The sequence below is a fragment of the Nonomuraea corallina genome, from assembly GCF_027620315.1.
Classification (GTDB): Bacteria; Actinomycetota; Actinomycetes; order Streptosporangiales; family Streptosporangiaceae; genus Nonomuraea; species Nonomuraea corallina.
The window spans coordinates 13,533-32,108 of sequence record NZ_JAPNNL010000029.1 but is presented as its reverse complement, the minus strand read 5'-3'; the positions used below and the strand labels follow the sequence as shown (position 1 = coordinate 32,108).

Annotated in this window: 17 protein-coding genes and 1 pseudogene; 7 read left to right on the top strand and 11 right to left on the bottom strand. The window is 69.4% G+C overall.

Features of this window, described 5'->3' with window-relative positions:
* Positions 1-4: 4 nt before the first annotated feature.
* Positions 5-286 (top strand): ASCH domain-containing protein, encoded by a 282-nt coding sequence (locus OUY22_RS10505; RefSeq protein WP_270154654.1) that lies wholly within the window; start codon positions 5-7, stop codon positions 284-286.
* Here OUY22_RS10505 and OUY22_RS10500 read toward each other — a convergent pair.
* Both OUY22_RS10500 and OUY22_RS10495 read right to left on the bottom strand, forming a co-directional pair.
* A complete protein-coding gene (locus OUY22_RS10500) occupies positions 190-690 on the bottom strand; it encodes a GntR family transcriptional regulator (RefSeq protein WP_270154674.1) in 501 nt (166 codons plus the stop codon). The genes OUY22_RS10505 and OUY22_RS10500 overlap by 97 nt on opposite strands.
* A 75-nt stretch (positions 691-765) precedes the next feature.
* A complete protein-coding gene (locus tag OUY22_RS10495; RefSeq protein ID WP_270154653.1) occupies positions 766-1,242 on the bottom strand; it encodes a GntR family transcriptional regulator in 477 nt (158 codons plus the stop codon).
* Positions 1,243-1,536: 294 nt separating this feature from the next.
* On the opposite strand from OUY22_RS10495, the gene OUY22_RS10490 reads away from it, so the two are divergent.
* Positions 1,537-1,659, top strand: a complete 123-nt coding sequence (locus OUY22_RS10490; protein ID WP_270154652.1) for a hypothetical protein — start codon at positions 1,537-1,539, stop codon at positions 1,657-1,659.
* Between the two features lie 770 nt (positions 1,660-2,429).
* Here OUY22_RS10490 and OUY22_RS10485 read toward each other — a convergent pair.
* Together OUY22_RS10485 and OUY22_RS10480 are read right to left on the bottom strand one after the other, a co-directional pair.
* Positions 2,430-3,086: a JAB domain-containing protein gene (locus OUY22_RS10485; RefSeq protein ID WP_270154651.1), complete on the bottom strand. Its 657-nt coding sequence runs from the start codon at positions 3,084-3,086 to the stop codon at positions 2,430-2,432.
* A 635-nt stretch (positions 3,087-3,721) separates the two neighbouring features.
* Positions 3,722-4,438 (bottom strand): GntR family transcriptional regulator, encoded by a 717-nt coding sequence (locus OUY22_RS10480; protein WP_270154650.1) that lies wholly within the window; start codon positions 4,436-4,438, stop codon positions 3,722-3,724.
* A 764-nt stretch (positions 4,439-5,202) separates the two neighbouring features.
* On the opposite strand from OUY22_RS10480, the gene dapA reads away from it, so the two are divergent.
* Positions 5,203-6,120: a 4-hydroxy-tetrahydrodipicolinate synthase gene (gene dapA, locus OUY22_RS10475; protein ID WP_270154649.1), complete on the top strand. Its 918-nt coding sequence runs from the start codon at positions 5,203-5,205 to the stop codon at positions 6,118-6,120.
* A 54-nt stretch (positions 6,121-6,174) separates the two neighbouring features.
* Positions 6,175-7,860 carry a ribonuclease J gene (locus tag OUY22_RS10470; RefSeq protein ID WP_270154648.1) on the top strand — a complete coding sequence of 562 codons (1,686 nt, stop codon included), beginning with the start codon at positions 6,175-6,177 and terminating at the stop codon, positions 7,858-7,860.
* Between the two features lie 268 nt (positions 7,861-8,128).
* Here the strand turns inward: OUY22_RS10470 and OUY22_RS10465 are convergent, their stop codons facing one another.
* Both OUY22_RS10465 and OUY22_RS10460 read right to left on the bottom strand, forming a co-directional pair.
* Positions 8,129-8,905, bottom strand: coding sequence for an ABC-2 transporter permease (locus tag OUY22_RS10465; RefSeq protein ID WP_270154647.1), 777 nt, complete (start codon positions 8,903-8,905; stop codon positions 8,129-8,131).
* A gap of 98 nt (positions 8,906-9,003) precedes the next feature.
* Positions 9,004-9,726 (bottom strand): annotated as a pseudogene (locus tag OUY22_RS10460) (ABC transporter ATP-binding protein); the annotation flags it as partial.
* 112 nt (positions 9,727-9,838) lie between these two features.
* On the opposite strand from OUY22_RS10460, the gene OUY22_RS10455 reads away from it, so the two are divergent.
* The gene (locus OUY22_RS10455; protein WP_270154645.1) at positions 9,839-11,191 is read left to right on the top strand and encodes a sensor histidine kinase; all 1,353 of its coding nucleotides are present in this window, start codon (positions 9,839-9,841) and stop codon (positions 11,189-11,191) included.
* Entirely contained in the window at positions 11,188-11,829 is a 642-nt protein-coding gene (locus tag OUY22_RS10450; RefSeq protein WP_270154644.1) for a response regulator, read from the top strand. Before OUY22_RS10455 ends, OUY22_RS10450 begins: the two co-directional genes overlap by 4 nt.
* A gap of 58 nt (positions 11,830-11,887) precedes the next feature.
* On the opposite strand, the gene OUY22_RS10445 is transcribed toward OUY22_RS10450, so the two are convergent.
* The 3 genes from OUY22_RS10445 to OUY22_RS10435 form a co-directional block, all read right to left on the bottom strand.
* Positions 11,888-12,433: a DUF402 domain-containing protein gene (locus tag OUY22_RS10445; protein WP_270154643.1), complete on the bottom strand. Its 546-nt coding sequence runs from the start codon at positions 12,431-12,433 to the stop codon at positions 11,888-11,890.
* A gap of 405 nt (positions 12,434-12,838) precedes the next feature.
* A complete protein-coding gene (locus tag OUY22_RS10440; protein WP_270154642.1) occupies positions 12,839-13,960 on the bottom strand; it encodes a hypothetical protein in 1,122 nt (373 codons plus the stop codon).
* Positions 13,954-15,225, bottom strand: coding sequence for a glucarate dehydratase family protein (locus OUY22_RS10435; protein ID WP_270154641.1), 1,272 nt, complete (start codon positions 15,223-15,225; stop codon positions 13,954-13,956). Before OUY22_RS10435 ends, OUY22_RS10440 begins: the two co-directional genes overlap by 7 nt.
* 89 nt (positions 15,226-15,314) lie before the next feature.
* On the opposite strand from OUY22_RS10435, the gene OUY22_RS10430 reads away from it, so the two are divergent.
* The gene (locus OUY22_RS10430; RefSeq protein WP_270154640.1) at positions 15,315-16,772 is read left to right on the top strand and encodes an aldehyde dehydrogenase family protein; all 1,458 of its coding nucleotides are present in this window, start codon (positions 15,315-15,317) and stop codon (positions 16,770-16,772) included.
* A 102-nt stretch (positions 16,773-16,874) separates the two neighbouring features.
* On the opposite strand, the gene OUY22_RS10425 is transcribed toward OUY22_RS10430, so the two are convergent.
* On the bottom strand, positions 16,875-17,780 hold the full coding sequence (locus tag OUY22_RS10425) for a 5-dehydro-4-deoxyglucarate dehydratase (RefSeq protein ID WP_270154639.1): 906 nt from the start codon (positions 17,778-17,780) through the stop codon (positions 16,875-16,877).
* Between the two features lie 12 nt (positions 17,781-17,792).
* Complete coding sequence (locus OUY22_RS10420) at positions 17,793-18,554, bottom strand: IclR family transcriptional regulator (protein ID WP_270154637.1); 762 nt, start codon at positions 18,552-18,554, stop codon at positions 17,793-17,795.
* Positions 18,555-18,576 lie beyond the last annotated feature (22 nt).

Sequence of the window (18,576 nt, the reverse complement as noted above, 5' to 3'; positions counted from 1 at the left end):
GGCCGTGTGGGGGCGAGCGCACGGGCTGCGCGTCATCGAGCTGGGCCTTCCCGGCGAGATGCGCGCCGCCCTGACCGAGCTGGTCCTGTCCGGAGCCAAGCGCGCCACGGCGGGGCTGCTGGAGCTCGACTACCGGCGTGAGGGCGAGGGCTTCAGGGACGTCGAGCACTGGCGCGAGGCGCATCGCGCCTACTGGCGCGCGGAAGGCTGTGAGGTGGACGACTCGACCACGGTGGTCTGCCTGTCGTTTCGTGTCGTGGGCCAGCGTTCCTCGGACGAGACGTAGGTTCCGCGGTACGGGACGGTGAAGACCCATCCCTGCTTGCGGAGGTGGGCGACAGCCGCGCGAGCCGTCGCTTTGGCGACCCCGTAATTGTTCATCAACCACTTCTCGCTGGGGATCGGCCGGTTCGGCCGGAACGCGCCCTCGCCAATGCGTTCCGCGAGGTCGGCCGCGATTATATGGTAGAGAGGAACCGTCCTGCGTTGCCGGGGAACGCAGGGAGGGCCGACGAAGGTGCCTTCACCCTGCAGTGTGTAGGCCAGTCCGCGATCACGCAGCTCTCTGGCTACGCGGCGTGCGGTGGTCCTGGCGATCGTGAAGCCGGTTTCCAGGGCTGCCTCGCTCGGCACCGGGTCACCCTCGCGGAGCCCCCCGCTGCGGATGCGGGCCTCAATGAGGTCGGCCACCTGCACGTAGAGGGGGACGGGACCTTCGCGATCGAGCACCACCCAAGTCTAGACCTTTCCATACGACCAGTCGAATCAATGTTCGGGCCACGACTCTCGCGGTGAGACGTAGCTGCCTCGTTGCGGGACGGTGTAGATCCATCCCTGTTCGCGCAGGAGCGCCATGGCCCGGCGGACGGTTTCTCGGGCGCAGTCGTACTGCTGGAGCAAGGATGTCTCCGCGGGGATAGGCCGCCGGGGGGCGTACCGGCCGGCCTTGATCTGGTCTGCGAGATCACCGGCGATCTGCCGGAAGAGCGGGGCCTTGCGAGGCTTGCGCGGCGCTTCGTCCGGGGCACCGACGAACGCGCCCTCACCCTGGACCGTGTAGATGAGACCTTCCTCGCGCAGGATGTGAATGGCTCGCCGGGCGGTGGTCCGAGCGACGCCGAACTCCTGCTGGATGTCAGCCTCACTCGGCACCGGGTGCCCCGACGCCAGGCCGGAGACCCGTTGACGGAGGATTTCCGCGATCTGCAGGTAAAGATGAGTGTCTCCATCGTAGTCGAGCACGTATAGCAAGATAGGCGAAGCCGGACGAGCCTCTACATAACGCTTCATCTTTCTGGTCCAGAAGCTTGGCCTTTTGCCACCGCAACAGACAACTAGACGTATGATTTCCTCGTGGTGGAGCCCTCTGGCCTTCGAAACCTTGTCGACTGCGTAGGCACACACGTGCAGTCGGTCACACGCGTCTACTGCCCCATCGAGTGGAGCCCCGCCATGCCGCGCACGGAGCGGATGAAGGTGCGTGAATACACCTGCGACTGCCGGCCCGTCATTTATGAGCTGTGTCAAGCGGGAGGAGTGAGATTCATCCGCCGGATCAGCAGGCTGGACAAGCGGTTGCTGATCGAGGAGTCGCGGCGTGACGTGGCCGCGGTCGTCGACGCCCTCTGGGCCGAGCTGCTGCGCGGTGAGGCCCGCTGACCCCGAACTCCCGGCAGGCGTCATCCCAGCCCTTTGCGCCTGCCGGGTCGAGCTCCCCTCGCAAGTCCTGGATTCGGGCCGGGGCTTGCGAGGGGGCGGCTCTGGCGGAGCTGCCCAGTCGCACAGGTTCCGCCAGAGCCGACAGTCTCCTGCGCCGGCATCACCGAAACCCGCCTGCCGCGGCCTGCGGGAAAGGAGCCAAGGGCCCAGCCGTAGAGACCGTTGGGAGGGCGGGCTCGCCTGGAGATTGCCGCGACCGTTCGCCTTCCTGGGCGACACGCCCGGCCGGGTCGAGGACGATCCGTCCGCCTCCTTCGGGGTGAACAGTCCTCGGCGCCGGGCGGCTGCCCGGCGCCGAGAACCAGCGGAGGGGCCGGAGTCCCGCGCGGCCACCGGACAGAGAACCGCGCGGGTTGGTCCTGCCCGGCCGGTCACGCGGGTGACCGGCCGGGCAGGGGTGCCTGCTGTCGGGTGACATGCCCGTCCAGCACTCTCGTCCACGATACGGATTGCCTTCGACCGCAGTGAGAATGCCCGGCAGCAGGCGACACGGCCCCACGCCCTCCGGGGGACGCGGAACCATGTACGGGTAAAGGCCGATGACGTCCTTGACGGCCTGCCCGCGGGAAAGAGGATGCCATGCCTTTCCCCTGCCAGGCTGCGCTTCCGCGCTTTCGTAGGGATCATGCGTTTTGGGGGTTGTGAGCGTTCGGAATCCGTTGTGTGCGAGTTTTCCGACAGTAAAGAGACCAGTGATTGCCGGATTGGCGTTATATCTGAACCCGTCGCCATCCGGCATCCGTGACGATGAGATGATCGAGAAACCGGAGGCCCACCGTCTCGGCGGCCTCCAGAAGGCGGTGCGTCACCACCACGTCGTCCTCGCTGGGATCCAGCGACCCGCTCGGATGGTTGTGCGCGATCCCGAACAGCGCGCCCCCGGACGTGAGCACCGCCGCCACGATCTCCCGGATCGGGACCGTCGTGTGGTCCGTGCCTCCCTCGGTCATCACCGTCCGGCGCAGCACCGCTCCCCGGACATCGCACACGACCACCACCAGCCGCTCGTGCGCATGCCCGCGCAGCATGGGCGCGGCGACCGCCGCCAGGTCCGCCGTGCAGGCGATCCTGGCCCGCTCCGGCTCCGCGTCGGCCCGCCTGATCAGATGGAACGCCGCCGTCACCCGCGCCGCCTTGGCCGGGCCCACCCCCGGCACGGTGAGCAACCGGTGCGGCTCCGATCGAACCAGCCCGTCCAGATCCCCGCAGTGCTCGATCACCCGCGCGGCCAGATCCATCGCGCTGGCTCCCCGGAACCCGGAGCCGAGCAGCACCGCCAGCAACTCCCGGTCGGCCAGCGCCGCCGCCCCGCTCTCCATGAGCCGCTCCCGAGGCCGCTCGCGCCTCGGCAAGTCCTTGACCCGCATGCCCCACCTCCGCAACGGTTGTATCAACGCCCACCGACAACCTCTGACCTGCGCTTCCGCGACCGAGCAAGATGTCCGGCACGCCCGCGAAAACACCTTTCGCGGATGGCCGAGAGGGCGATGTGACGATCACTCGCCGCACGCGGTGGCTCTCGCGCCCGCCGGACATGACCGGCATGGTGATGCGAGGTGACGAATCCCGCGCATCCCGGAAAAGGTCGGCCCGCCCTCGCACCTGTCGGACAGGGCCGACGGGGTGATGCGAGGCCCTGTACCTCCGACTGCCGGACGGGGTCGGCGGGGTGAAGTGAGGTGACGCACCGCCCTTCGCCAAGGGCGGGCGCGGGGCGGCTGGAGTCGTCGCTCGGCCGGGTCCCCGGAGTACGTGACAGCAGTCGTCGACGAGTCCGGCGATGCCCACGCGTGGCGTCGCCAACCGGCCGCCCCGCGTGCGATCCGCCGCGCGCGGTGGTGTCCGCGCAGCGAGGCGTGCGCGCACGGCGGCGCGAGGGGGAAGGTTCGGGCGACGTGTCGTGCATGGGTTCGCGGCGACTCCGTACGCGAACTCCTTCGTACGTCTCCCGGCCGGAGCCGGACGTTGTGGTACGGGGGCTGGTGCCGCTGTCAGAGGGGATTCAGAGGGGGATGCTGTAGACCATGCGGAAGCGGTCGCCCGGCACGATGATGTCACTTGTCTCCACCGGCCGGTCGCCGGCCCAGTGGGTGCGCTCGACGTGGAGGACGTGCACGCCGGCAGGCAGTTCCAGGGCTTCTCTTTCGCTGGGCTCGGGCTCCCGGGTGTGCAGGCTCTCCACGACTTCGGTGATCTTCACGCCGTGTGCGTACATCCGCGCGACCAGACTGGTCCGCTCCGCCCCTGCGTGCGGTGCGAACCCCAGTGGTTCGTACGCCGTCGCAAGCTGCAGCGGTCGGCCGTCGCCGCGGAACACGTAGTGAGTCCTCGTCACAGTCGCCGATGCGGCGACCCCCAGCCGCCTGGCGAGGTCGGAGCCCGCGGTGGCGGGTTCGCTGTGCCAGTCCCAGGTCACGTGCCTGCCCTGGGACTGCAGATCGGTCGCGAAGGGGGTGGCATGGTCGAGGAACCGCCACCGGTGCAAGGGGATGAGCCTGGACGCCTCGCGTACGTAGTGGCCCGAACCGATACGGCCGATGATGAGACCTTCGCTGACCAGCGCCCGGAGAGCGTGACGGGCGGCGGTCTCGCCGACCCGGTACTTGCGGGTCAGCTGCGCCCGCGACGGGATGACCGCGCCGGGTCCAAGGGTGCCGTCAAGGATCTGCCGCCGGAGGTCTTCGACGACACGCAGGTAGACGCGATCTGAGGTGGCCACTGTCCATCCCTGAGGGTTTGTGTGAGTCGTCCCCCCATGTTGCCGTATTCGGCAGGTGACCGTCCGTCATCGATGACTGTTGGGGCCCCAACTTCGCGGTAGCGGAAAATTATCGGAGAAACCCTGTAACGCCGGTGTAAGGGGTGCCGATTCTCCGGTAGAGGTCGTCGATGTGTGTACCCCCGAGCACATATCGGCGGCCTCTACCTATGTGACCATGGCCGTCCATCTTCGATGAGTCGTCCCAAGGTCTTTCTCCAGGCTGGAGCGGTCGTGGACAAGGGCTGACCGGGACCTTTCCGGGCGCGCCGCCCGTGTCGAGAGTGTCCTGCGGAGGATGGGTCCATTGATCGTCGGCTTCTGCCGGGGCGCCCTTTGCGCCGGCATCGATCGCTGACTCCCCGAGAACTCTTGATCACGGGCAGCGGCAGATGGTCAAGCGCGGGTGACGGATGCACCATCCATCGGTCATGATCGGGCCAGGTGTGTCTCGGGTCGATGCGCCCCGTTCGTCGGGTGAACCCCCTCCAGATCCCGCCTTCCAGATCAGTCCACGCTTTCCGGACCATACTGGGCAGGCGCGGTTTCGGCCGCCCTGGCGGCTGAAACCGCCGAGGTCTGGGTACGGATGTGGTGGCGCCGGGGCGTGAGATGCCTGATCTGTATGGGATGTCGGAGGACCGGTGTGACAAAAGGCGGCTGCAGGCAGGCAAAACCGGGTGGCGGCGTCCATGGGATTTCGGAATCCGGGTAGCGTTCGCACTATGGCATCGCCAACAGGAACCACCGACGCCCCCTTCGGCCGCATGCTGACCGCCATGGTCACGCCGTTCACCTCTGACGGCGAGGTCGACTATCAGGCGGCGCGGCGGCTCGCCACCTATCTGGTGGACGAGCAGCACAACGACGGACTGATCGTCAGCGGAACGACCGGCGAATCCCCCACCACCTCCGACCAGGAGAAGGCCCACCTGCTCAGCACGGTCCTGGAGGCCGTCGGCGACCGGGCGACCGTGGTGGCCGGGGCCGGCACCAATGACACCCGACACAGCGTCGAGCTCGCGCGGCAGGCGGCGCGCGAAGGCGCTCACGGCCTCCTCGTGGTGACTCCGTACTACAGCAAGCCCCCTCAGGAAGGGCTGTACCGGCACTTCACCGCGGTGGCCGACGCCACGGAGCTTCCGGTCATGCTGTACGACATTCCGGGGCGCAGCGGTGTGCCGATCAAGACCCCGACGTTGATCCGGCTGGCCCAGCACGACCGCATCGTCGCCGTCAAGGACGCCAAAGGTGACCTCTTCGGCGGCAGCCAGGTGATGACCGCCACCGATCTCGCGTTCTACTCCGGTGACGACCTGCTCAATCTCGCCTGGCTTTCGCTGGGCGCGGCCGGGTTCGTCAGCGTGATCGGCCACGTGGTGGGTGCCAGGCTCGCCCGCATGATCCAGCTCCATCGCAACGGCGACGTCGAGCAGGCCCGCGAGATCCACCGGCAGGTGGCCCCCGTGGTCGAGGGGATCATGATGAGCGCGGGCGGCGCAATCATGGCGAAGGCCGCACTGAGCATGGTGGGTGTGGAAGCCGGGCCCGTGCGCCTGCCCTTGGTGCCTGCGACGGAAAAGCAAATCGCCGAGCTGCGTACTTGCATGGTGGCCGGCGGGGTGAAGTTGACGGATCACTAGATACGGGGAGGAACTGCGAGTTTTGAGAACGCGATTTGACCATGGGGGTCGGGCATGAGCCATCCGCATCCTGATCTTGGCCCCCCTCCTGCGCTGCCTGAAGGCGGCTTGCGCATCGTTGCGCTGGGCGGGCTGGGTGAGATCGGCAGAAACATGGCGGTCTTCGAATACGACGGCCGCCTGCTGATCGTCGACTGCGGGGTGCTCTTCCCCGAGCCGGAACAGCCGGGTGTCGACCTCATCCTGCCCGACTTCGAATACATCAGGAACCGGCTCGACCAAGTCGAGGCGATCGTCCTGACGCACGCCCACGAGGACCATATCGGGGCCGTGCCCTACCTGCTGCGCGAGCGGCGGGACATCCCTCTCATCGGCTCCAAGCTGACGCTGGCGCTGATCGAAGCGAAGCTCACCGAACACCGGATCCAGCCGGTGAAGAACCAGGTGGTGGAGGGTGAGCGGCGCGCCTTCGGGCCGTTCGACTGCGAGTTCCTTGCGGTCAACCACTCCATCCCCGACGCTCTGGCGGTCGCGATCAGGACGCCCGCCGGGATAGTGCTCCACACCGGCGACTTCCGTATGGACCAGTTGCCGAGCGACGGCCGGCTCACCGACCTGGGCGGGTTCGCCCGGCTCGGCAGCGAGGGCGTCGACCTGCTGATGTCCGACTCGACGAATGCCGAAGTGCCGGGATTCGTCACGAGTGAGCGGGAGATCGGCCCGGTCATCGACGAGGTCATCCGTACCTCTGAGCAGCGGGTGATCGTGGCGAGCTTCGCCTCGCACGTTCACCGCATCCAGCAGGTCATCGACGCGGCTGCCAGGCACGGCCGCAAGGTCGCGCTCGTCGGCCGCTCGATGGTGCGGAACATGGGGGTGGCCCGCGACCTGGGCTACCTCAAGGTGCCGCCGGACCTCGTCGTCGACTCTCGTGACATCGAGCAATGGCCGCCGCAGGACGTGGTGCTGATCTGCACCGGCTCGCAGGGTGAGCCGATGGCCGCCCTGTCGAGGATGGCCAACCGCGATCACCCCATCCGCATCACGGAGGGCGACACGGTTCTGCTCGCCTCGTCGCTGGTGCCGGGGAATGAGACCGCGGTCAACAAGGTCATCAACGGACTCTCCCGGTGGGGCGCCCGGGTCGTGCACAAGGGCAACGCCAAGGTGCACGTTTCCGGCCACGCGGCCGCCGGCGAGCTGCTCTACGTGCTGAACCTGACCCGGCCTTCCAACTTCATGCCGGTGCACGGAGAGTGGCGTCACCTGCGGGCGCACGCCAAGCTGGCCGCGCTCACCGGCGTGCCGGAGGACCACATCGTGATCGCCGAGGACGGGGTCGTCGTCGACCTCGTCGACGGCCGTGCCAGGATCGTCGGCGCGGTGCACGCCGGTTACGTGTACGTGGACGGCTCCTCGGTCGGTGAGATCACGGACGTGTCGCTGAAGGACCGCAGGATCCTGGGCGACGAGGGATTCATCTCCGTGGTCATCGTGGTCGACTCGAGCACGGGCAAGCTCACGGCCGGACCGGAGATCCACGCGCGCGGCTCGGGTATCGATCCGGGGCAGTTCGAGCAGTTCATCCCGCAGATCGAGAAGGCGCTCGAGGAAAAGGCCGCCGACGGAGTGGTCGACATGCAGGAGATCCGCCGTGTGGTGCGCCGCACGGTGGGGCGCTGGGTGAGCGACACCTACCGCCGACGCCCGATGATCATCCCTGTGGTGGTCGAGGTCTGACCCCCACACCGGTACGGCAGGCACACCAACCTGCCGTACCGGCGGAGCCGAGTGCGAACCGCGCCTCGCCTGATCAGCAGGGGAGCGCCTGACAAGAGTTGCCTCGGCGGCGGATGACTCAACTGGCGCACCGGCCTCCCGCGTACGAGACCTGTACGTACGGGACGGGCACGCACAAGGTGGGCTCGTACGGGATGGAGTCATACGGGGCGGTCTCGTAGAGGATGGATACGCAAGCAATGGGCTTGTACAGGGCTGAAGAGTCATGTCAGGCATCCCTCCGCCGCAGCAGCCACGCTCCCGCGAGGACGGGCAGCACCGCATAACAGGCCAGCAGGCCGGCAGCCACAGGCGGCGGCAGCGAGGTGCCGTAGACACCCGGGGTGGTCAGATCGCCGCTGATCTGGCGGGGAAGGGCGCCGAACATGACCGAGCCGAGCCACTCGCTCCATGGAGAGGGGAACTTGTCCACGATCATTGGGATCACGTAGAGGAGCCCTACGAGCAGCGCGATGGCGCCCGCCGCCGAGCGTAGGATCGCTCCCATGCCCAGCCCGAGCAGCGCGAACGCCGGCACGGTCAGACTGAGCGCGACGAGCAGGGGAAGCTTGTCGGCGAACGCGGTCTGGTAGAGCCCTGAGAACCGATCGCCGATGACCCATCGGCACGTGACGTGGGTGCCGAACACGACGGCCGGTCCCGTCACCAGCCCGATCACGCCGACGACGGCCGCTTTGCCCGCCAGCATCGGCCAACGTCGGGGGACCACGGTCAGGCTGGTCCTGATCAGGCCGGTCGTGTATTCGGACGTCATGACCAGCACGCCCAGGATGCCGAGACTGAGCTGAGGAACCATCAGCACGACCTCCTCCAGCTCGGCCAGGCTCGCCCTGGCCTGCTGAGCGGGAGACGCGCTCTCGTACATCTCCGCCGCCATCTGCGCGAGGCCCAGACCGAGCAGGATCCCGCCGAAGGCCACGGCGATGGCAAGTCGATAGGAACGTACAGAGTGGATCTTGAGCCACTCCGAGCGCAGAACAGTCATCGGTTTACTCCAGTGGATGGTCAGGAGCGTCGGCCACAGGCGAACAGCGGGGGAGCGCCTTCACCGGTCAGGGAAAACAGGACGCAGGGAAGTCATCGGCCGGGGCCGCCTGCTCCGTATTGGACGCTGCTCGCGGTGAGCGCGAGGTAGGCGTCTTCCAACGACGGGTAGCGAGCGGTGAGCTCCTCGATCGTGGCCTCCGCGACGAGCTTGCCCCTGCCCAACATGACGATGCTGTCGGCGGTCAGCGCCATCTCGCTCATCAGATGGCTGGAGAGCAGAATCGTCCTACCCTGCGCGGCCAGCGAACGCATCAGGTCACGGATCCACCGGATCCCGTCGGGGTCGAGCCCGTTGACCGGCTCATCGAAGATCAGCACTCCGGGGTCGCCGAGCAGGGCCGCGGCGATGCCGAGCCGCTGCTTCATGCCGAGCGAGAAACCGCCCACGTTCTTCCGCGCGACGTCGGACAGGCCGACGTGGTGCAGGACCGCCGTCACGCGGCGAGGCCCGATGCCGTTGGTGCGCGCCAGGCAGAGAAGATGGTTGTAGGCGCTGCGGCCGACGTGGACCGCGTTGGCGTCGAGCAGGGCGCCGACCTCGCGCATGGGCCGAGGGAAAGAGGCGTAACGCCTGCCGTTGACCAGCACCTCACCCGAGGTGGGGGCGGCCAGGCCCAGTATCAGGCGCATGGTCGTCGATTTGCCGGCGCCGTTGGGGCCGAGGAAGCCGGTGACGCGTCCGGGGCGGACCGTGAAGGACAGATCGTCGACGGCGAGCGTGGCGCCGTAGCGTTTCGTGAGGTACTTGAGCTCGATCACGCGGTTAAGGGTGCGGCACGGCGTGGCCTCGCCACATCGGACCACGGTCCGAACCTTAAAGTCAGACCTCGGGCTGACGTACGGGCCGAGGTCGAGGGCTACCTTCGTTCACGTGCACGAGTCCCACCGCCTCTTCGTCGGGCCGCTGAGCCGCCCGCAGCTGATCGCGCTGGATCTGGCAGCCGCGGTGAGCTTCTCACTGGTCGCCTTCACCGCGACGGTCAACCTGGTCGCGATCCCACCGTGGGCCCGGCTCGCCATCCCGCTGGGCCTGGGGCTTCCTCTGGCTCTGAGGAGGGTGTGGCCACTGCCGGTCTTCCTCTTCACGGTGGCACTGGCCGTCGTGGCCGTGCTCGGCGGGGCGCTCGGCATCGTGTACGTGTCGCCGGCCTACGCGCTCTACCTGGTGGCCGTGAGGGAGGACCGTGGGAGCTGGCTTCCCACGATGACAATCGCGGTTCTCGCCCTGTTGACAATGGTCGGGTTGTTCACCGTAGGCGGCGTGCCACAGGCGACGGGGCCCGTGTGGCTCCTCGGCATGGACGAGGTGCTGTTCGGCATTGCCGCGCTCGGCGGTGCCTGGACGGTCGGCCGCGCCGTGCGCGAGCGACGGATGTACACGGCGCGCCAGGCCGAGCGCCGGGCCGAGCAGGCCGTGGCAGAGGAGCGGTTACGCATCGCGCGGGAGCTGCACGACGTGGTGGCGCACAACGTGGGGCTGATCGCGGTCAAGGCGGGAGTGGCCAATCACGTGCTGGCCACGAACCCGGAGGAGGCCCACGACGCTCTGCGGGTGATAGAGAACGCCAGCAGGAATGCACTGGTCGAGATGCGCCACCTGCTCGGGGTGCTGCGCCCGTCGGAGACGCCTGCCCGAGGGCCCGCGCCGGGGCTGCGCGGCTTGTCCGATCTGGCCGAGCAGGCCGGCCAAGCGGGGGTGAACGTCGAGCTCGACGTGCGGGTTGGGAGCGAGCGCCTTGTCTCTGGGATGAGAGGTGCCGGTCCTCTGCCGAGCGCGCGAGGTGCGGAAGTCCTCTCTGTTCTCGGCAACCGAGACACCGAAAGCCGTCTCGCCGGTGACTCAGGAACCGGCGAGCCGGGAGCCGTTCCTGGAGAAGGGCGGTGGGAGGTCGGAGACGGAAGGCAGGAGCTTGACGGGGACTGGCTGCCTGAAGGAGTGGAGCTGTCCGTCTATCGGATCGTTCAGGAGGCGCTCACCAATGTGGTCAAGCACGCGGCGCCGGCGCGCTGCCGGGTTTCGGTGATCGACGACGGGCGGACGGTACGGATCGAGGTCGGCGATGACGGGCCCGGTCATCGCGCGCTGTCCGACAGAGGGCCAGGTCACGGGCTGATCGGAATGCGGGAGCGGGTCATGATGTACGGCGGGACCTTCGAGGCGGGCCAGGCGGCCGGGCCGGGCTTCCGGGTGTCGGCCACTCTTCCCTACAGGAGGGATTCATGATCCGGGTGGTGATCGCCGACGATCAGACACTGCTCAGGGGCAGCTTCAGAGTCCTGGTGGACTCCGAGGCCGACCTGGAGGTGGTGGGGGAGGCGTCAACCGGGGTCGAGGCCGTGGCGGTCGCGGAGCGGGAGCGGCCCGATGTCGTGCTCATGGACGTGCGGATGCCGGACATGGATGGCATCGAGGCGACCAGGCTCATCGGTAAGGACACGCGGGTCCTGATCGTGACGATGTTCGACCTGGACGCGTACGTCTACGACGCCTTGCGGGCCGGGGCGAGCGGGTTTCTGCTGAAGGACACACCGCCGGCCGACCTGCTCGCCGCGATCAGGGTGGTGGCGCGTGGTGAGGCGCTGCTGGCTCCGACGGTCACGCGGCGGCTGATCGAGGAGTTCGCGCGGATGCCTGCGGCACCGCACACGCAGGGCCTGAAGGGAGTGACCGGGCGGGAGCGCGAGGTGCTGACCTTGATCGCCCGTGGGCTGTCCAACATGGAGATCGCCAGACACCTGCAGCTCAGTCTGGCCACGGTCAAGACGCACATCAGCCGCTTACTGGCCAAATTGGATGCCCGGGACCGTGCGCAGCTGGTGATCGCGGCGTACGAGAGTGGGCTGGTCACGGCGGCTCGGTGACAAGGGTTTCGGCCGAGGGATGAGACTTGTCCGAGGGCTGCCCCGGTGTCTGGCGGGATCACTGAAGAGGACGGGCAGGGCCAAGTGAGGGGGTGTCCGGATGTGGTCGGGAATCAGCGGTCAGCCACCGGGCGTGTGCGCCGCCGAACGGTTCCTGATGACGGCCTACGGCCTGGAGGAGCCACTGGGCCGTCTCTCCGGCCTGGCGGATGACGGAGCTGGGATATCCGAGGGTCAACTGGTGTTCGGCGAACTCGTCCTCGTCATCGAGGAAGAGGCGGCCATCGCGCATCCTGATGACGTCGAGGTCGAGATCGACCATGGTGACCTGGGCGTCGCGCCATTCCGGGACGGTGGTGACGTCGACGTACACCTCGACCCGGTCAGGTGGCGCGTGGAAGGTGGCGGTCCACCAGGCAGAGCGCGGGAAGAGGATCACGGAGTCGTTCGGCCAGGTGGTCGTCAGTTCATCGCCCTTCCGGGCGATGGTCCCGCTGGCCACCGCGACCCAGACGCCGTGCTCGTCCTCACCAAGGAGCGTGCCGGGGTGGTGCCAGTGCAGCTTGCCGCCGTACTTCGTGTAGACGATCTCGATGTCGCCCAACGCCTGTGCCTTTCCGCCGGGTCCGGAGGCCTGTGCTTTCCGCGGGGTCCGGAGCTGGTGAGGGGTCCGTGGTGGTCGGCTGCCTGCCAGAAAGCGGGGGCCGCCGGTGGGTCTCGGGGGAATGGTCTGCGGATGCGTGCGCCATCCCATGGTGCCCAGCATGCACCTCGGGCGGACCAGGTTGGAGGACAAACTGTCAGAGGGCGTCACGCGGGGGCCGACAGGGCGGATGTGGCGGTGCCGACGTGTCGGGGTGCCGGTGTGGACGGGGTACCAGTGCGGACGGGTACCGGTGCCGATGGGGTGCGGTGCCGACGTGTTGGGGGTGCCGCCATGGGCGGCGGTGCGACGGTGCGGTGGTGCCGACCAAGTGGCGGGGTGGAGAGGCTGCGGTGCGGGAGTGGGTTATGGCGAGGCCAGTTCGAGGGCTTGTCTCATGGCGGCCAGCCGGCGAGGGCCGGCCAGGCCGGCGTGGTACAGGTGGAACTCCGAGGCGCCGGCCTTGGCGTAGAGGGCGAGGAGCTCCGCCTGGGCCGCCGGGTCGGCGGGGCGTGGAGGCAGGGTCAGGACGTAGGCGCCGACGCGTTGGCCGGCGGTGCACAGGTCCGCCAGGCGGGTGAGGCGGGCGGCGTCCGTGGCAGGGTCCCCCCAGCAGTTGCCCACCAGGACGTCGGCGTCCGGTTCGCCGACGGGGAGGGCGGCGAAGGGGCCGGTGGCCCAGGGGTCGGGGTTCGCGTGCAGGGTGACGGGGATTCCTGGGGCGATCTGGCGGGCTGTCGTGATCAGGCGGCGGCGGAGAGAGGCCGCGAGCTCCACGCGGATGGCCCGTACGTCGTCCGCCAGAGAGCCGAGGGCGACGTCCATCGGGTGAGGCGTGTCCGCGGTGGGGGTGTCGAGGGCGGTGCGGATGCGGGTTCGGGTGGCGGCGGGGTAGAGGGGAGCGCAGGAGGCGCAGAAGCAGAGGGACATCAGGTCGGAGTCGTACTCGGCGCCTGCGGTCTTCTCGTGGACGCTCTGGTGGGCGAAGCCCATGGGGCCGCAGCCCTCCAGGATGAGGCCGTCCGGCTCGCCCGCCACCAGCACTTCGCGCACCAGCCGCTCGCAGTACTCGGCGACGTCGGCGGCTGACGGGCAGAGGGCGTAGGGGTACGGGTCGCCGAACGCGTTGCGGACGAGGAGGTCAGGGAAGGCGGCGCCGAGGTGGGCGTTGTGGGTGAGCACGGTCCAGGCGTGCACGCGCAGGCCGGCCGCGCGCAGGGCCGACTGTGCGAGGAGGTATGCGTCGGGGCTGGTCCAGGTGGGGGCGGCGGGGGTGAGCCGGCCCCAGGCTTTGGGCCGTACGGGCAGGTAGAAGGCGGAGTGCGGGACGTCGAGGACGCGGTGCGCGGGGTGGAAGGGGGTGGCGGCGCGGGTGGAGTGGTAAGAGGCGGCCAGGGCGACGGTGGTGACGCCGAGTGCGGCGATGCGCTCGGCGGCGGCGGGGTCACCGACGACGTCCCACGGGTAGGCGTAGGCGACGTTCACCATCGCGGCCTCGCCGCGGAGAAGCCGGGCTGGAAGCGGCGCATGTACGTGGTGTCGTCGCGGGCCGTGAAGCCGCAGGTTTTGTACTGCTCGTGCATGACGGCCAGTGCGTCGCGGTCGAGTTCGACGCCCAGGCCGGGGCCGGTGGGCACCGGGACGGCGCCGGCTTCGAAGCGCAGCGCGCCGGGGGCGACCACGTCCTGTCCGTCCTGCCAGGGGGTGTGCGTGTCGCAGGCGTGGGTGAGGTTGGGGGTGGCCGCGGCCAGGTGGGTCATGGCGGCCAGACTGATGCCGAGATGGGAGTTCGAGTGCATGGAAAGTTCGAGTCCGAAGGTCCCGCAGAGTGCGGCGACCTGGGCCGAGCGCTGCAGGCCGCCCCAGTAGTGGTGGTCGAGCAGCAGCACGCCGATGGCGCGGGTGGCGATGGCCTCGGGCAGGTGCTCGGGGGTGACGACGCACATGTTGGTGGCCAGCGGCATCGGCACCTGGGCAGCGACCTGGGCCATGCCGGGGATGTCCGGCGTGGGGTCCTCCAGATACTCCAGTACGCCCTCCAGTTCCCGGCCTACCCGGATGGAGGTGTCGACGGCCCAGGCGGCGTTCGGGTCGAGGCGCAGCGGCACGCCTGGGAACGCCTCGTGCAGTGCCTTGACGGCCTCGATCTCCTCGGCGGGCGGGAACACGCCGCCCTTGAGCTTGATCGAGGTGAAGCCGTGTTCCTTGATGAACAGCGACGCCTGCTCGACCACCCCGGCCGGGTCGAGCGCCTCGCCGAACCTGTCCGGCTCACCGCCCGGGTGGCCCGCCCACTTGTAGAAGAGGTAGGCGCTGTAGGGGACGGCGTCGCGGACCCTGCCGCCGAGCAGGTCGACCACGGGGACGCCGGCGGCCTTGCCGCGGATGTCGAGGCAGGCCACCTCGAACGGGGAGTAGACCCGGTCGACGCTCTTCTCCTTGGTGGCCACGCCGGTCAGGCCGTGCAGGTCGCTGACGGCGTCGCCGACGGTGGCCGCGACGCGCGCGTACATCTGGTTGGTGTGGTGCACGTCCAGGCCGACCAGAGCCTGCGCGCACTCGCGTACTTTGGACAGGTGTCCCAGGTCGCCGTAGGTCTCGCCGAGACCGGTCAGGCCCTCGTCGGTGACCACCTCGATGATCGTGCGCAACGCCCAGGGCTCGTGCACTCCGGCGGCGTTCAGCAGAGGCGGATCCTTGAAGGCGACAGGAGTGACGTGGATCTGCCTGATGATCATGTGATCGCCGTCCATGTATGTGAACAAACGCCAGGTTTGTGGACAGAATGCGGCAACTGTAAGAATCGGGCTGAGAACGTGTCAAGACTCCGAAGGGCCATGTGATGATCTACGGATACGACCCCAGGACCGGCGAGCCCGTGGGCGCCGGCGTGCCCGAGACCGACCGCGCCGGGGTGGACCTGGTCGTCTCCGCCGCCGCGGCCGCGGGCCAGGCCTGGCGGGCCACCCCCGCCGACGACCGCGCGGCCGCGCTGGAGGCCGTCGCGGACGCGCTCGACGCGCACGCCGACGAGCTGTGGCGGCTCGCCGACCAGGAGACAGCGCTCGGCGAGGTACGGCTGCGCGGCGAGGTGGGCCGCACCACCGGCCAGTTCAGGTTCTTCGCCCGGGTGATCAGGGACGGAGGCTACCTGGACGCGATCATCGACCATGCCGACCCGCCGCGGCCCGACGTGCGGCGCATGAAGCAGCCGCTGCCCGGCGTGGTGGCGGTCTTCGCGGCCAGCAACTTCCCGTTCGCGTTCTCGGTGGCGGGCGGTGACACGGCCTCCGCCCTCGCCGCCGGCTGCCCGGTCGTGGTCAAGGCGCATCCCGGGCATCCCGGCACCTCCGAGCGGGTGGCCAAGCTGGTACGCGACGCGCTCCCGTACCCTGACCTGCTGGGGCTGGTGCACGGCGTGGAGGCCGGCGCGGACCTCGTGCGTCACCCGGCGGTGGTCGCGGCCGGGTTCACCGGGTCCGTCGCGGGCGGCAAGGCGATCCAGCGGCTCATCGACGAGCGTGAGACGCCGATCCCGTTCTTCGGTGAGCTGGGCAGTGTGAACCCGGTCGTGGTGCTGCCGTCGGCGCCGGCGCAGCAGGTGGCGACCGGATTCGCCGCCTCGCTGACCCAGGGCGTGGGACAGTTCTGCACCAACCCGGGGCTGCTGTTCGTGCCCGAGGGCGACGAACTGCGCAAGGCGCTGACCGAGGCCGTCGAGGGCACCAGCGGCGGGCCCATGCTGGCCGAGCGGATCCGCGACGGCTACCTGGGCGGGCTGGGCCGGCTCGGGCAGCTCCGGTTGCTGGCCGAGGGCAAGCCGGGGGAGGGCGGCTGGTCGGTGACGCCCCAGGTGTTCACCACGGACCTCGACACGTTCGCCGAGAAGCTGCCCGGCATCGGCGAGGAGTGCTTCGGCCCGGCCTCGATCGTGGTCACCTACCGGGAAATCAGTGACCTGCCGCCGGTGCTGGAGCGGCTGGAGGGCTCGCTCACCGCCACGGTGCACGCCACCGACCCCGGCGAGGCCGAGCCGCTGACCGACGTGCTCGGGCGGAAGGCCGGGCGGCTGATCTGGAACGGCTGGCCGACAGGCGTGGCCGTCACCTGGGCCATGCACCACGGCGGCCCTTGGCCTGCCACGACCACGGCGACCACCTCGGTCGGCGCCACGGCCATCGACCGCTGGCTGGAGCCCACGGCCTACCAGGACTGGCCCGAGGCGCTGCTGCCTGACGAGCTGAAGGACGACAACCCCCTGGGGATTCCGCGCCGCGTGGACGGGGCGCTCGAACGGTGAGTGACGTTACTCGGGTTTGGGTCCCTCCCGTGACCATCGGAGGGACCCAAACCGGGCGCGGCAGGTGCGCGGTCCGGCGGATGGTGGGCGGGGTGGTACGGGTCAGGGGTCGGCGAGTTCGAGGCCGGTGGCGATGATCTTCTCCAGTGCGGCCACGTGTTCCGGCGAAGGGTCGACCAGGGGCGGCCGGACGCCGCCCACGTCCAGCCCGCGCAGCCGTACCCCCGCCTTGACCAATGACACCGCGTACCCCGGCACCTGGTCGCGCAGCTCCACCAGCGGCTTGTAGAAGCCCGTCAGCAGCCTCCGGGTCAGGTCCTCGTCACCGGACGTGACCGCCCGGTAGAAGGCCAGCGCGACTTCGGGGGCGAAGGCGAAGGCGGCGCTGGAGTACAGGTTCACCCCCAGCCCTCGGTAGGCGGGCACGGTCAGCTCGGCCGTCGGCAGGCCGTTGAAGAACGTGAAGTCCGGCCCGGCCGACTCGCGCACGGTCAGGATGATGCGCTGGAGCAGGTCCAGGTCGCCCAGCCCGTCCTTGAACCCGATCACCTCCGGCAGGCGGGCCAGTTCGGCGACGGCGGCGGGGGAGTAGCGGGCGTTGTTGCGCTGGTAGATGATGGCCGGCAGGCCGCCCGCCCCGGTGACCTCGCGCACGTAGCGGACCAGGCCGTCCGGTGGGGCGCTGACCAGGTACGGCGGCATGATGAGCAGCCCGTCGGCGCCGTGCGCGGCGGCGGCCGCGGCCTGGGCCCTGGCCTGGGGGAGGGTGCCGCCCGCGCCCGCGAGGACCGGCACTCTCCCGGCCGTGGCGGCCACGGAGGCCCGCACGGCGGCGGTGTGGTCGTCGGGGCTGAGGGCGTTGAACTCACCTGTTCCACATGCGGTGAACACCCCGCCCGCTCCCGCCGTGACCCCGGCGTCGACGTGCCTGGCGAGCACCTGCTCGGCCACGTCGCCGTCGGGACCGTACGGGGTCACCGGGAAGAACAGCACGCCTTGCAGCCGCATCAACGCCTCCTTCTAGCGGATGCCCTCCCGGCGGAGAGTGGCACCCAGCTTGCGGGTGTGGGTGATCACCGCGTCGATGACCCGCTCGATCTGGGCTTGCGGCAGGTCGGCGGGCATCGAGCAGCTGATCGCGTCCGTGGCCGGGATCCGGTAGTCGACGGTGACGGCCACGCAGGCCACGCCGGCGGTGCCCTGCTCGCGCTCGTAGGCCCAGCCGCGGGTGCGGACCCGGTCCAGTTCGCCGGTCAGCCTGCCCAGGTCGGTGATGGTGTGCTCGGTGAGGCCGGGCAGCGGGTCCGGGAGCAGGGCCTTGACCTCGTCGTCGGTGAGCTGGGCGAGGAGCACCTGGCCGAGCGCGGTGACGTGGGCGGGCAGCCGTCTGCCGACCCGGGGGATGATGTGGTGCGCGGCGCGTGACTCGCGGGTGGCCAGGTAGAGGACGTGCGCCTCGTCCCTGCGAGCGAAGTGAGCGGTCTGTCCGGTTTCGTCCCGGAGGTCCTCCAGCGTCGCCTGGGCGAACGGCAGGGCGGGGTCCTTGTCCAGGTAGGCGGTCCCGGTCAGCAGCGCGTGCGGGCCGATGCCGAAGGCGGATCTCGCGGCTTCGGTCTCCACCCAGTTGAGCTCCACCAGCGTGCGCATCAGCGCGTGCAGGCTGCTGCGCGGGAATCCGGTGCGCTGCTGCAGCTCCGCCAGGGTCAGGGTGTGCGGGGATGCGGCCAGGGTCTCCAGGATGCGTACGGTCCGTTCGGCGGACTTGACCAACTGCGGCTCCATGCTCGTCCCATCTCGACTGCGG

Excerpts from the sequence above, each read along its gene's own strand:
- OUY22_RS10425 (WP_270154639.1), bottom strand. The coding sequence starts at position 17,780 with ATGCGGCTGCAAGGCGTGCTGTTCTTCCCGGTGACCCCGTACGGTCCC.
- OUY22_RS10420 (WP_270154637.1), bottom strand. The coding sequence starts at position 18,554 with ATGGAGCCGCAGTTGGTCAAGTCCGCCGAACGGACCGTACGCATCCTG.
- OUY22_RS10485 (WP_270154651.1), bottom strand. The coding sequence starts at position 3,086 with ATGCGGGTCAAGGACTTGCCGAGGCGCGAGCGGCCTCGGGAGCGGCTC.
- OUY22_RS10450 (WP_270154644.1), top strand. The coding sequence starts at position 11,188 with ATGATCCGGGTGGTGATCGCCGACGATCAGACACTGCTCAGGGGCAGC.
- OUY22_RS10435 (WP_270154641.1), bottom strand. The coding sequence starts at position 15,225 with ATGGACGGCGATCACATGATCATCAGGCAGATCCACGTCACTCCTGTC.
- dapA (WP_270154649.1), top strand. The coding sequence starts at position 5,203 with ATGGCATCGCCAACAGGAACCACCGACGCCCCCTTCGGCCGCATGCTG.
- OUY22_RS10470 (WP_270154648.1), top strand. The coding sequence starts at position 6,175 with ATGAGCCATCCGCATCCTGATCTTGGCCCCCCTCCTGCGCTGCCTGAA.
- OUY22_RS10465 (WP_270154647.1), bottom strand. The coding sequence starts at position 8,905 with ATGACTGTTCTGCGCTCGGAGTGGCTCAAGATCCACTCTGTACGTTCC.
- OUY22_RS10440 (WP_270154642.1), bottom strand. The coding sequence starts at position 13,960 with ATGGTGAACGTCGCCTACGCCTACCCGTGGGACGTCGTCGGTGACCCC.
- OUY22_RS10430 (WP_270154640.1), top strand. The coding sequence starts at position 15,315 with ATGATCTACGGATACGACCCCAGGACCGGCGAGCCCGTGGGCGCCGGC.